Source organism: Flavobacterium ginsenosidimutans (genome assembly GCF_037478105.1).
GTDB lineage: Bacteria > Bacteroidota > Bacteroidia > Flavobacteriales > Flavobacteriaceae > Flavobacterium > Flavobacterium ginsenosidimutans.
The window spans coordinates 567,233-581,334 of sequence record NZ_CP147988.1; the positions used below are offsets into that span (position 1 = coordinate 567,233).

Sequence of the window (14,102 nt, forward strand, 5' to 3'; positions counted from 1 at the left end):
ATTTTAAATTTCAGTATTATCAATAATTCGTACTCCAGGATCTACATTAACAGCATACGCTTCTTCAGCTCCAGCATTTAAAATCGCTTCAATTACAGCGCCTTCATTTTTAGGATCTGCAATTACAACAATGCTTCCGCCGCCGCCAGAACCAACAATTTTTGCTCCGTATGCACCAGCTTTCAATGCCGCGCTTACCATTGCATCAATTCTTGGAACGGTAATTTTTAGCAAATCGCGTAAAACTTCATGATGCCCATTCATTAAAGCGCCAATTTTTTTAAGATCTAAAACTGGTTTTTCGAATTCCTTTAATGCTTCTTTGGTATAATGGTAATTTCTGATTGCTGCTTCAAAAAACGGAATCAAACGATCTGGAAGACAGTTTCGATATTTATCCAAATCCTCAATTTCGGACGCATTTAAATCAAACTGCGGATGATTCTGCTTTACTAGATCAATTGCCATCAAAGCATTTCCTTTTAATTCGCCAAGAAGCCCGATGGTTTCCTTTGGAACACCAGAAACCCCTGTAATTAAACCTTTTAATTCTGTTCCTACTATATTAAAAGAAAACGGTTTTTTAGTATTGATGTAAACAATATTTCCAACGCCAATACTAAAATGATCCATCATCCCACCTGGTTCTCCATGTTCTAAAACTTCAGATTCATAACCTAATTTGGAGATAAATTCAGGCGTAACTTCATGATCAATTCCAAAAGCTTCTATCAGGAAACGAATCCAAGCCATCAATAAGGCCGACGAACTTGACGTTCCTGAATTAATCGGAATATCTCCAGTAATTGTAATGGTATAACCAGATGTTGGCTTGCAGCCATATCTGCGCAAGACGCGCAATGAGGATGCAAAATAATCTCTTGGTTCTAATTTTTCGAAAGCGTCGTGTATATCGATTATTCGGATTTCATTAATATCAATCATATTCAGAACAAATGTCTCGGTCTGATTTTCTTTTGCTATCAATTTAATATTTCGATCTATCGCACAGGCTATAACGGGCAGCCCTAAATAATCCTGATGATCTCCAAAGAGACAAGTTCGGCCGGGAGCTAATGAGGTAATTTTTTTCACGTAAACACATTGTGTTAAAATATTGCAATTCAATAAATTACAACATTATTAGGTTATCTTTTTATTTTAGTTTTTTGGTTTTGATTTTACGAAACTATAGATTATATTTTTATAAAACAAGAAAAAATAGAAAAATGTGCTCGAACACACTAATTTTATGTTCTCGAGCACATTTTTGAATTCTTACAAAAAATTTACGTTTATTTGCTCAAAGTTTTTATATTTGCTCATATGGATAAAAAGTACACAATTAAGGATATAGCACAGATGGCTGGAGTTTCTAAAGGAACTGTAGATCGCGTTTTGCATAATAGAGGAAAAGTATCTCCTGCGGCACTGGAAAAAATCAATGAAGTTTTGAATGTAATTGATTATGAACCGAACTTAATTGCTCGAAATTTAAAAAGTACAAAAGTCTATCGCATTTGCGTTTTACTTCCAGATCCAGCATTTGATCCTTACTGGCTTCCTTGTGTAAACGGAATTCAAGATGCCATAACAGAATTCAAAGCGTACAATGTAGTTATAGAAATACATTATTTTAATCCAGAAAGCACAAAATCTTTTTTAAAAACCAACGAAACCATAATAGCTCAATCGCCTGACGCTGTTTTACTGACTCCGCTTTTTCATAAGGAAACAGTAGAAATCATTAAACGATATGACGAATTGGAAATTATGGTAAATACTTTTAATAACCAGGTTGAATCTTCTTCTATTAAAAGTTTTGTTGGTCAGGATTTATATAAAAGTGGCCGTGTGGCTGCAAGTTTGATGAATTTAATTCTTCCAAAAGGCCAAATTGCAATTATCCATATTGACGAAAGTCTTAAAAATGCAGTTCACATGCAGGAAAAAGAGCGAGGTTTCAGAAGTTATTTTGAAGAAAAGAATCTTCCTGATTTCTCTTTAATCACACTTAAATTAAAATATTCTAACATCGAAACTAAGTTCGCCGCATTTATCGACGAACATCCTGATTTGAGCGGTATTTTCATTACCACTTCCAAAGCATATCAAATAGCTTCTAGCCTATCGAATTTTGAAGACAAAAAGATTGCGCTTATTGGTTATGATTTGATTGAAAAAAATGTCAGCTTTTTAAATCAGGGATTGGTTCATTTTTTAATTCACCAAAATCAAAAAAGACAGGCTTATTTGGGCGTTAGCACTTTAGCAGATCACTTTTTATTTAGAAAAGACATTCCTGAAACTATTTTGCTGCCGATTGATATTATAAACGTAGAGAATGCTTCTTTTTATGTCAGCTAGCGTTTTTTTTGCCACGAAGGTACTAAGACGCAAAGTTTTTTTGTTTAAATCTCGCAAAGTCGCAGAAGCGCAAAGTTTTTTTGCAGCATTACTTTTTAATAGCTTTTAGCCAAACTTCTATACTTAGGAGGCAATTCAAATTACTTAAAAAAAACTTTGCGTCTTAGCGACTTTGCGGCAAATTATTTCATCAACACAAACTTCCCGAAAGAGGAAGCAATGTGAAAATTCGGTTCTGCAGTATTGGGATTAACCCACGAAATCCAAGTTGGCTGATATTCTCCTTTTTCATTTTGAGAAAATTTAGCTCTGTAAACACCTGTTTCAATGGTGTTATTTTGAATTAAATCAAATTCTTTTAATGAAGCGATACTGATTCTTCCTGCAACAGTAAACGAATTTGGCTCTTTTACTGATTGTATTTCCATTTGATTTTCTGGCCATTTCCAATTGTAATCGAAATTCCAGTTCGGATAAGCTTCAAAGTCCAAAATACGTGTGTCCACATCCATTTCCAAACAATAATACGGACTTAGTTTTTCATCTTTTCTAAAAAATAGCTCTACTCTATCAGAATTACAGATACTATCTGTAGAATCATCTTTTCGATCAATATAAACCTCTGAATCAAAAACTTGGAAATTAAAATAAAGATAATCCAAATCCCAAAGTGCTCTAAATTCAATTTTTGAAAACGAATCGTTTTTCCAAGGCGAACAGAAATCTGTTAGACAATTTGCTTTTACCCAAAAAGATGGATCTAAAATTTCGATCTCTTTTTTTTGATTTCTGTCGATTAAAACTACTTGATATTCTTTCACAATTCAGGTTCTAATTTTTTGTTAATTTTTATTCTCTTAAAAAGTCAAAACTACTTCAGATTGATTCTGTCTTTCTGTTCTTTTTTAAGAGGACCAAGATAGTTTAAAATTGAATAGAAAAACAAGATACATTTCTTAAAATAAACCAAAAATCATCTTCATAAAGCCATAAGAAAAGACTGTTTAATTTTTACGTTTTTCGACAGGTCTTTGCGAAATTCACAAGTTTTTTCAAAATCAGCATTTATTATTCAAAAAACACTCAGTTTTAAGAGCGCCTCTATTTCTAAAATATTTTAAAAATATCACATCATTTTAAGCTTAAAAAAACGTTTCGCACAATTTTATGTGCTCGAGAACATAAAATTTGTGTGTTCGAGCACATTTTTTGTGTTTTTTCTTGTTTTATAAAAATATAATCTATAGTTTCGTCAGAGATTAATCTTAAAACTAAGTTAATTATGCAAAATTTTAGGTGATTTTTAGTCTTCAAAAAAGGAGAAAATGGAACTAAATAAGCAGTGTTTAGAGCAAAAAATGAAGCCTTCATCTTGTATAAAAAACGACTCAATCAAAAAACAATTAAAAAGACAAAATGAATTTCCAGATCAAAAAAGAAATCTAAAACCTACAAACAAGAAAAAAACAATTAAACATTAACCAAAACCAATTTAAAGTATGAAATTATTAACCCAAAAAAAGCCAAGAGATTTTCGGATTAACAATTTATCCCGCAAAGAAATCGGATTAACAGTTCTTTCGCTATTAGTTTTCACATTTCAAGCTTCTGCAGCTTCTTCTATAAAAATTTCAGATAAAAACTATTCAGCGCTGTTTTTTGAAAAAACAGTAAAAGGTACAGTTACAGATCAAAATGGTTTACCTCTTCCTGGTGCCAATGTCGTGGTTAAAGGTTCTACAAAAGGTGTACAAACTGATGTAGATGGAAGTTTTGCCATTACAGTTCCTGATAATGCTACAAAACTTGTGATTACTTACATTGGTATGGAAGATCAAGAAGTAACTATTGGAAGCACTCATCTAAAAATTGTCATGAAAGAAGCAGGACAAAAATTAGAAGAAGTTGTAATTGGATACGGAAAATCTAAGAAAAAAGACCTTACAGGTTCTGTGAGTTCGCTTAGTAAAGACAATTTAAACTTAGGTGGAACTGTTGCAAACGTTGGCCAGGCTTTACAAGGACGTGCTTCTGGAGTTCAAGTACAACAAAACAGTTATGCGCCAGGAACTAACCCGTCTGTGGTAATTAGAGGTGGAAACTCGATTAATACTTCGAATGCTCCATTATATGTAGTGGACGGATTTATTACAAGTACAGGAGCTTCTATTAGCCCGAATGATATTGAAAACATTCAGATTTTGAAAGATGCCGCTTCTACAGCAATTTATGGTGCTCGCGGAGGAAATGGGGTTATTTTGATCACGACTAAAAAAGGAAAATCTGGAAAAATGAACGTTGAAGCAGAGATTTCTGATGGTTTTCAAAACATTATTAAAGAGCCTTCTTTGGTAACTGGACAACAATACGCTGATATTCAGAATGCAATTGCGGCTGAAAATGGAAGACCGCCCGTTTTCCCTTCAAGTTTTCCAATTGCGAATACAAATTGGTTTGAAGCTGCAACTCGTCCGGGAGAAGTTCTTAATAGAACGCTTACTTTTAGCGGAAGCGATCAAAACTCTAAATTCTTCCTTTCTGGAAACTATTTGAAACAAACTGGTGCTATTGAAAACACTGATTTTGAAAGATATAGCGTTAGAATGGGCGGTGAAAAAAGATTCAACGAAAGATTGAATATGGGAACTAATGTTTATGGTGCTGTTGCTGAAGGAAATAACAGTGATTTTGGTGATAATATTTTATCTCCAATGTTCTCTATTCAAACAGCTCCTCCAACTATTCCGATTTACAATGCTGATGGTTCTTATTACAAATATCAAGGAAAAGATAATGCTTTAGCGCTTTTACTTGAACCTACAGATCACACTATCAATCGTTTGGTAAATGGTAGTATGTTTTTAGATTATCAAATTATTAAAGGTTTAACTTACCACTTTGGTGCTGGTGCAGAATGGCAGGAAAATATTCAAGGAAAATATACTCCAAGTACATTAGTGGCTGGAGCAGCTTTAAAAGGTTCTGGTTCTGAAGAAAATAAAACATATTTCAGATGGAGTACAGAACAATATTTGACTTATAAATTTGATATTGAACAACATGCTGTAACAGCAATGATTGGTACTTCAAACCAAAAAGACACTTACGAAAGAGTAAGAGCAGCTGGTACAGGTTTTTCTAGTGATTTATTGACTTATTACAATCTTCAAGGTGCTTCTGTTTATTTGAAACCTGAAACTGAAAAAACAGAAACTAAATTGACATCTTACTTTGGAAGGTTAAATTATGCTTTCAATGACAAATATTTAGCAACTTTCACCATAAGAAAGGACGGTTCTTCTCGTTTTGGTCCAAATAACAGATTTGGTATTTTCCCTTCTGGAGCTGTTGCCTGGAAAATTTCTAACGAATCTTTCATGCAAAACGTAAAAGCAATTTCTGAACTTAAATTAAGAGCAAGTTACGGTATTACAGGAAATGACGGAATTGGAGACTACTCTTACATGAGCCGATTGACTTCTTGGGGTGTTACTATTTCTCCAGACAATTTCGTAGCAGGTACAGAGCCAGCAAACTTATCTAACCCAAATCTAAAATGGGAGGAAACAGCTCAAACTGATTTAGGTTTTGATTTAGGTTTATTTAATGACAAACTTTCTATCACTTTTGATGTTTACAAAAAGAGAACTTCTGATGCTCTTTTAAATGTTCCTGTTGGAGGATGGTGGGGATTTGGCACTCAAAGAGTTAACTCTGGAGTTATTGATAATAAAGGTCTTGAATTCGGAATCAGTACTGAAAATTTCAGATCTGATAAATTTTCTTGGAGAACTTCACTAAACATTGCTTACAATAAACAAGAAGTTGTTTCTCTTGCAGACAACGTAAAAATTATCAGTACAAATACTTCTAACCCAAGCGGAACGGTTTCTGGACAAGAGTTTACAAGATTGGAACCAGGAAGAGAAATGGGAGTTTTATACGGATATAAATATGCAGGTGTTATCAAAACTGGAGAAACTTATGCACCTCAACCTTTATCTGTGCCTGGAGATCCAAAATATGTAGACGTTGATGGCGATGGAACTATTACAGCTGCTGATAGAACGTATTTAGGAAATTCTATTCCGCATTATTTAGCTGGCTTCAATAACGATTTTAGATATGGAAATTTTGATATGAATATCTTTTTCCAAGGCGCTTTTGATTATTCAGTTTACAATATGACCGCAATGGTTGGCGAATCTTCTACTAGTACAGACGCATTAAACCGCTGGGTTGCTGGAACAAACGAAAACACAGATATTCCTAGAGATGGATATTACAAAAGCAAATACGGCAGTTATGTGAATTCAAAATTTGTTGAAGAAGCTTCTTACTTACGTTTGAAAAATGTTTCTATCGGATATTCTATTCCTGAAAGTGCTTTAAAAACTGTAAAATTTATTGACAGTATCAGATTGTACGCTATCGGACAAAATTTATTCACGATTACAAATTATTCTGGAAATGATCCTGAAGTAAATGGGCATTCATCTAACAATTTAGGTGGAGGAATCGATTTTAACTCGTTCCCAGCTTCAAGAACATTTATACTTGGAATTAAAGTAGCAATTCACTAGTCTAAAATGCTTTTTAATAACATTAAATTTAGTAAAATGAAAAAATATACAATCTTATTACTTTTACTTACCGCTGGGACACAATTTTCGTGTAACCAAGATCTTGATCCTACGGTATATAGCAGTTTGACTAATACCAATGGGTATCAAACAAAGTCAGATGCTATTGCGTCCATCAATTCTATTTATGGTAGGTTAAAAGGACCATCTGTAGGCGATAACTTTTCGTATTGGGCTACAAGACACTTTGCTCTGACAGATATTGCTACCGATTTAGGACACTGTCAATACGGAGGAGATCCAGGACAATTATCTTTAGGAACTTGGAATTCTACAAACGGATTGCTTGCAGAAGACTGGAACGCAATGTATAAATTGATCGCAAATGCAAACAATGCAATTTTCAACATTACACCAATGGGCGGAATTACAGCTGCAGAAAAAGCGCAATTTATTGCTGAAGCTAAATTCTTAAGATGTTCTGCTTATATGGATTTGACCGATTCTTGGGGGCCTGTTATTTTAATTACCGAAGCGAACTTAGGAAATCCTGGATATTTAGATCAAACTCCGCCATCTTCTGTTGAAGAAATCGATGCCTTCATTATCAAAGAATTGACTGAAGCTGCTGATGTATTGCCAGTTAATTATGAAAGCAACGAAATTTATGGCACAAACGATGTAGGACGTGCAACAAAAGGTGCCGCTCTTACTTTACTGGCAAAACTTTATATGCGTAGCCACGACTGGCAAAAAGTAGTGACTTTGACACAACAAGTAATGGATTTAAACCAATACAGTCTTTATCCTTCTTATTTAGGCTTATTTAAAGAAAGCAACAAATGGTGCAACGAAAACATCTTTTCTTCCTTAAGTGATGCTAACACAAACGGAACTGAGTTATTAAACCATTTTGGACCAATCGATCATCCAGTTGTACAAAACAGATGGCAGTATTATACTGTGAACTGGGATTTCTATAATACTTTTGGAGATGAAGATGAAAGAAAACAATGTTTCTTCCCAGAATTTATGGGAACAGATGGTTTACTTCACAAACAAGCGCCATCATTAGGAGCTGAACCGCCAGAAGGCGAATTTTATATGCCTGACGTTTCTACTAAAAAATACGCTGATGACGAGACAACAACCTATTATGATGGTCATAGTGTAAACATTCTTCGTTATGCAGATGTATTGTTGAGTAGAGCTGAGGCATTAAACGAAATTAGCGGACCAACAAGTGAAGCTATCGATCTTATTAACAGAGTAAAAGCGAGATCTCACGCAAAATTATTGGTTTTGGCAGGTCAGACTCAAGAAACTTTGAGAGATGCTATTTTACAGGAAAGAGGCTGGGAATTTTTCTACGAAGGAAAACGCCGTCAAGATTTAATTAGAATGAACAAATATGATGTTTTAGTAAATGCATATCATCTTAGAGTTGGCGAGGCAGCTTTAGTAAAAATGCCACAAAACAAATATTATACTTATCCGCAGAGTCAGGTTAACCTTAATCCGAAATTAAGCAACGCCGACAGACAATAAAAATCCAAGATCAAGAATAGACAGTTAAATGTCTGTCTATTCTTGTTTTAATACGAATAAAGTACTTTCTGTTTCACAAAAGAAGCCTTTGAAATGATTAAAAAATTAATACAAAAAGGAAGTTTTATTTTAGTCCTGCTAGCAATGGCAAGCTGTTCTAAAAATCAAGGTATCGCAAATATCAATATTGGGATTCATGGCAACAACGAATTGAAGATTCAAATCGATGTTACTACGAATGACCAAACTCAGGTATACGCAGAATATTGGTCGGACAAAAAAGGAACGAATAGTAAAATCACAACTCCTATTTCAAAATCTGGAATTAAACATTCATTGGTTCTTTGCAATATTACACCAGAAACTAGTTATAGCTATCAATTGTTTACGGTTCAGGACGGCGAGAAAAAGCCAAGTAAAATTTATACTTTCAAATCAAGAAAACTTCCAGAATGGCTTCAAAAACAATTCAAAGCCAATTGCCCAAAACCTGAATTGCTTCCCGCAAATTTCAAAAAAGGTTTTATGCTTTTAGCCAAAAGAGAAACTCCAGGAACCGCTTATATTGTGGATTACAAAGGAAATCTAAGATGGTATCATACGCTTGAAGGAACTGGATTTAAAGTTCCTCATTTCACAAAAGAACAAACTATTATTTCAATTTTAGGCACAAACGACGAACCAACAAGCTACGGAAGTGAAATTCTAGAAATCAATCTTCAAGGCGATACTTTAATGCACATTAAAAAAGGGCAAGGCGATTTAAAACAAGTTATTCATCATGAAATCATAAAAAAATCGGCAAACGAAATTGTTACCATAACTGTCGATCAAAAAATAATGGATTTGACTTCTATTGGAGGGAAAAAACAAGATACAATCAACGGAGACGGGATTCTGATTTTAGATAAAAAAGGAAAACAACTTTGGAAATGGAGTGTTTTTGATGACTTAGATCCTTTGAAAGACAAAGATTTACTGAAAACCAAAAAAGATTGGACACACGCCAACAGTCTGAATTATGATACAGATGGAAACTTTCTTATCTCTTTCTACAACAATGGTCAGATTTGGAAAGTAAATGCAAAAACCGGAAAAGTGATGTGGAAATTGGGTAAAGGCGGAAACATGAAAATGACGCCAGAAAGTAATTTCTCTCAGGCACACGCAGCACACATCGATCAGGAAGGAAGTTTGCTCTTTTTTGATAACGGAGTAGACAAAAAACAATCTTCTGTTTTTGCATTCAAAATTGACGAAAAAAACAATGCTGCAAAACTGGATTTTCATATAAAATTGCCAAAAGAAATTTACAACGACAGAATGGGAAGTGCTTATATGATTGATAAAGATGCCATTTTAGTCTGTTGTTCAAAAAGACATATTACGGTTTTAACCAATAAAAAAGGAGTTTTGCTATGGGCTTTAGAATCCGAAATTCCGCCATACAGAACCATCTTTATTCCTGAAGAAAAACTAAAACCTTTTCTTCTAAATTAAAAAAATAGTAACCATGAAAAAAACAATTCTTATCGGACTTTTTTCAGCATTATCAATGGCTGTTTTCAATTCCTGCACCAAATCAAATTCTCAAACTTTAGCTTCAACAACCATTGAAGAAGGAGAAGAAGATGAAGGTTACATCACAATCGATACTTCTCAAATTCCAGACGATCAATTTGGAGAATCGGTTCGTTACGGAAGAGAATTAATGATGAAAACCGCTTATTATATTGGTCCAAACGGGAAAAATGGAAAATATTTAGGCAATAAAATGAACTGCACGAACTGTCATCAAGACGCTGGAACAAAACCTCATGCATTCAATTTAATGTCTTCACATGATAATTATCCACAATATCGCGGGCGCGAAAACAAAGTGCTTACACTGGCAGAAAGAGTTAATAACTGCATTATGCGCCCGCATTCTGGAAAACCGCTTCCGCTAGACAGTAAAGAAATGGTGGCGTTTTTATCTTATTTTAAATGGATTAGCAAATTTGTTCCAAAAGATGGTAATTTTAAAGGAGCAAAAAATTTAGAAATCGAGTTTCCAGATGTTGCGGCTAGTCCAGAACGAGGAAAAGTGCTATTTGCTGAAAACTGTGCAAGATGCCACGGAAATAATGGTGAAGGAGTTTATAATGCCGACAAATCAGGTTATACTTATCCTCCTCTTTGGGGCGAATATGGTTACCAACCGGGTTCAAGTATGCATCGCGTAATTAAACAAGCGCAATGGTTAAAAAGCAATATGCCTTATGACAAAGTACTTTTAGGAAAACCTTATTTAACAGATAAAGAAGCTCTTGATATTGCTGCCTTTGTTAATGATGATGAAATTCATAAAAGACCAAATCCTAAAACATTTGATTATCCTAATAAAATGGGCAAACCAATTGATTATTCACATAGCCCTTTTCAGGATAATTTTACAGAAGAGCAGCATAAATATGGTCCTTACAAACCAATTATTGCTTACTGGAAAAAACAAGGATGGAAAGCCGTTTACTAAACTCAAAATATACTATTTAACCTGATTATACAATGAAACTAAACCTAAACACAACGCTTTTAAGCAGAATAATGATAATGTGTCTTTTCACGATCAGTATTCCGCTAACTGCACAAATAAAATATTCAGACGGAAATGACAGCTGGAATCCGAATCAATTAGGAAATCACCGCGCTGTAGTTGCTTTTTCTGGCTCAGGAAATGTTGCTAAAACAACTATCGAATGGCGAAGAAGAGACACAAATCCGGAACTTAAAAAGATTATCGTTCAGGATGCGTCTGGAAAAGAAATTCAGAACATAAAAACCGAAAATATCAATAGAGAAAACGGCACTATTTTCTTTGAACCAATTTCAGGAAAAGGAACATACTACGTTTATTATATGCCTTATGTTGATGAAGGAACTGCAAATTACCCAAAAGGAATTTATCAGAAACCTGAAGATAAAGCCGATGCTAAATGGCTTTCTAACCTAAAGGCAAACTTAAAAGACAATGCCGCTGTAACAGAGATTCAGAGTGTAAATGCTTTCAACAGTTTTTACCCAATGGAAGTAATTGCTACAGCTTCTGAGACTTCTGCTCTTGTGGCAAAAAACAGCGGAAACTCTTTCTTGGTTTTCCCAGAAGACAGAGAACATTCTATCAAATTAAAATCGGATTTACCACAAAGATGGATTCAGAAAGGCGTTCAAAATAGTTTTTCTGATACAGCAATGAAAGGCGAATATTTAGCTTTTCAATTAGGAGTTTACGCTCTTGAAGACTTAAAAAATGTTAAAGTGACTTTTTCTAACTTAGTAAGTCCTTCTGGAACAATTGATGCAAAAGAAATTAACTGTATCAATACTGACGGAACGAAATATGACGGCAATCCTTTCACGAATACTGTTTCAGTTTCAAAAGGAAAAATTCAGGCTATGTGGTGCGGAATTGATGTCCCGCAAACTGCAGTGGCTGGAACTTACAACGGAAAAGCAACTGTTACTGCTAATGGAAAATCAAAAGAAATCAATCTTCAAATTACGGTTTCTAACCAAGTAACAAAAAACGGAGGCATTGACAGTCCAGAAAAAATGACTCGCCTAAAATGGTTAAACTCAACTTTAGCGCAAGAAAATACGGTTATTGCACCTTATACTCCATTAACAGTAAACAATTCTGAAATTGCTTTACTAGGAAGAAAACTGATTGTAGCACCAAACGGATTCCCTGCGCAAATTCAGACTTTCTTTACTCCAGAAATGACTTCTGTAACAGCAAAAGCAAATGACATTTTAAGTTCGCCAATCGATTTTCATTTTATTGATGCATCTGGAAAAGAAGCACAATGGAAAAACAATGGTGTAAAATTTACTAAAAAAGAAGCGGGAACAGTTTCTTGGGAAAGTACTTCGACTTCAAAATCGGTTCAAATGGATGTTAACGCTTCTGTTGAATTTGATGGTTTCGTACATTATATTGTAAAAGTTACAGCTCTTGAAGATGTTTCATTTAATGATATCAACTTCCAAATGCCAATGCAGCCAACATCTGCAAAATACATGATGGGATTAGGTCAAAAAGGTGGCGATCGTCCTGCAACTTTCGACTGGAAATGGGATGTAGCTCATAAAAACCAAGACGGTGCTTGGATTGGTGCAGTAAATTCTGGATTGCAGTTTTCTTTAAGAGACGAAAAATACAGCCGTCCGTTAAACACGAATTTCTATTTGCAAAAACCTTTATTGTTGCCAACTTCTTGGGGTAACGAAAATAAAGGTGGAATTACCATTACGCCAAATCAAAAATCAGTTTTAGTAAATGCGTATAGCGGTGCTAGAACAATGAAAAAGGGCGATGTTTTGTATTACAACTTCAACTTATTGATTACACCTTTCCATACTATCAATACCGATTTTCAATGGGATACAAAGTTTTATCACAAATACAGTCCAATCGATTCTATTGCTAAAACTGGCGCGACGGTAATTAATATTCACCACGCAAATGCAATCAATCCGTATATCAATTATCCTTTTATCGAATTTAAAAAGATGAAAACGTATATCGATGAAGCGCATGAAAAAGGATTAAAAGTAAAAATCTATAATACGGTTAGAGAGGTTTCAAACAAAGCTTATGAGACTTTTGCTTTAAGAAGTTTAGGTCACGAAATCTATTCTCCAGGAAAAGGTGGCGGATTCTCTTGGTTGCAAGAACACGTTGGTGACGATTATATCGCTGCTTGGTTTGTTCCTGAAATTAAAGATGCTGCAATCGTAAATAGCGGCATGAACCGTTGGCATAATTATTATGTGGAAGGAATGAATTGGCTAACTCAAAACGTTGGTATTGACGGAATTTATTTAGACGACGTCGCTTTCGACAGAATCACGATGAAACGTATCAAAAGAGTTTTGACTAAAGACGGTCATCCTGGAATTATCGATTTACATAGTGCAAATCAATACAACAAAAGTGACGGATTTAATAATAGTGCAAACTTATACATGGAACACTTTCCATACATCAATAAATTATGGTTTGGAGAATATTTTGATTATGAGAAAAATCAACCTGACTTTTTCTTGACTGAGGTAAGTGGAATTCCGTTTGGATTAATGGGAGAAATGCTTCAAGATGGCGGAAATCCGTGGAGAGGAATGGTTTACGGAATGACAAACAGATTGCCTTGGAGCGATGGCGCAGACCCAAGAAACATCTGGAAACTTTGGGATTCTTTCGGAATTAAAGGTTCTGAAATGATTGGATATTGGAGCGAAAACTGTCCTGTAAAAACAAACAACGACAAAGTTTTGGCAACAGTTTACAAAAAGAATGGAACAGCTTTAATTTCAATCGCAAGCTGGGCAGATGCTGATGTAAATGTGAAACTAAATATTGACTGGAAAAAACTAGGAATCAATCCTGCAAAAGCAACTATTAGTGCTCCAGAAGTTACCAATTTCCAGCCTGCAAAAACATTCACAGCAAAAGACGAAATAACTGTTCCTAAAGGAAAAGGATGGTTGTTGATTGTTAAGTAATCATAAAGCACAGTCCAGTTTGTCATTTCGACGAAGGAGAAATCACACAAGAAATTCCAC

Annotated in this window: 9 protein-coding genes; 7 read left to right on the forward strand and 2 right to left on the reverse strand. The window is 34.6% G+C overall.

What is annotated here, in order from left to right; translation table 11 throughout:
* Positions 1-3: 3 nt before the first annotated feature.
* On the reverse strand, positions 4-1,095 hold the full coding sequence (locus V6624_RS02720; protein ID WP_338840784.1) for a galactokinase family protein: 1,092 nt from the start codon (positions 1,093-1,095) through the stop codon (positions 4-6).
* A gap of 231 nt (positions 1,096-1,326) precedes the next feature.
* On the opposite strand from V6624_RS02720, the gene V6624_RS02725 reads away from it, so the two are divergent.
* Complete coding sequence (locus tag V6624_RS02725) at positions 1,327-2,367, forward strand: LacI family DNA-binding transcriptional regulator (RefSeq protein ID WP_338840786.1); 1,041 nt, start codon at positions 1,327-1,329, stop codon at positions 2,365-2,367.
* A gap of 182 nt (positions 2,368-2,549) precedes the next feature.
* On the opposite strand, the gene V6624_RS02730 is transcribed toward V6624_RS02725, so the two are convergent.
* Positions 2,550-3,188: a sugar-binding protein gene (locus V6624_RS02730; protein ID WP_338840787.1), complete on the reverse strand. Its 639-nt coding sequence runs from the start codon at positions 3,186-3,188 to the stop codon at positions 2,550-2,552.
* 504 nt (positions 3,189-3,692) lie between these two features.
* Between V6624_RS02730 and V6624_RS02735 the strand changes: the two genes are divergently transcribed.
* The 6 genes from V6624_RS02735 (at position 3,693) to V6624_RS02760 (ending at position 14,042) form a co-directional block, all read left to right on the forward strand.
* Entirely contained in the window at positions 3,693-3,848 is a 156-nt protein-coding gene (locus V6624_RS02735) for a hypothetical protein (RefSeq protein WP_338840788.1), read from the forward strand.
* Between the two features lie 18 nt (positions 3,849-3,866).
* Positions 3,867-6,950, forward strand: coding sequence for a SusC/RagA family TonB-linked outer membrane protein (locus tag V6624_RS02740; protein ID WP_111286792.1), 3,084 nt, complete (start codon positions 3,867-3,869; stop codon positions 6,948-6,950).
* Between the two features lie 36 nt (positions 6,951-6,986).
* Positions 6,987-8,498, forward strand: a complete 1,512-nt coding sequence (locus V6624_RS02745; protein WP_111286794.1) for a RagB/SusD family nutrient uptake outer membrane protein — start codon at positions 6,987-6,989, stop codon at positions 8,496-8,498.
* Positions 8,499-8,591: 93 nt separating this feature from the next.
* Positions 8,592-9,998: an aryl-sulfate sulfotransferase gene (locus tag V6624_RS02750; protein WP_111286795.1), complete on the forward strand. Its 1,407-nt coding sequence runs from the start codon at positions 8,592-8,594 to the stop codon at positions 9,996-9,998.
* Positions 9,999-10,011: 13 nt separating this feature from the next.
* The gene (locus V6624_RS02755; RefSeq protein WP_111286797.1) at positions 10,012-11,013 is read left to right on the forward strand and encodes a c-type cytochrome; all 1,002 of its coding nucleotides are present in this window, start codon (positions 10,012-10,014) and stop codon (positions 11,011-11,013) included.
* 32 nt (positions 11,014-11,045) lie between these two features.
* Positions 11,046-14,042, forward strand: coding sequence for a glycoside hydrolase domain-containing protein (locus tag V6624_RS02760; RefSeq protein WP_338840789.1), 2,997 nt, complete (start codon positions 11,046-11,048; stop codon positions 14,040-14,042).
* Positions 14,043-14,102 lie beyond the last annotated feature (60 nt).

Coding starts and splice junctions, on each gene's coding strand:
- V6624_RS02740 (WP_111286792.1), top strand. CDS start 3,867: ATGAAATTATTAACCCAAAAAAAGCCAAGAGATTTTCGGATTAACAAT.
- V6624_RS02755 (WP_111286797.1), top strand. CDS start 10,012: ATGAAAAAAACAATTCTTATCGGACTTTTTTCAGCATTATCAATGGCT.
- V6624_RS02760 (WP_338840789.1), top strand. CDS start 11,046: ATGAAACTAAACCTAAACACAACGCTTTTAAGCAGAATAATGATAATG.
- V6624_RS02725 (WP_338840786.1), top strand. CDS start 1,327: ATGGATAAAAAGTACACAATTAAGGATATAGCACAGATGGCTGGAGTT.
- V6624_RS02745 (WP_111286794.1), top strand. CDS start 6,987: ATGAAAAAATATACAATCTTATTACTTTTACTTACCGCTGGGACACAA.
- V6624_RS02750 (WP_111286795.1), top strand. CDS start 8,592: ATGATTAAAAAATTAATACAAAAAGGAAGTTTTATTTTAGTCCTGCTA.
- V6624_RS02735 (WP_338840788.1), top strand. CDS start 3,693: ATGGAACTAAATAAGCAGTGTTTAGAGCAAAAAATGAAGCCTTCATCT.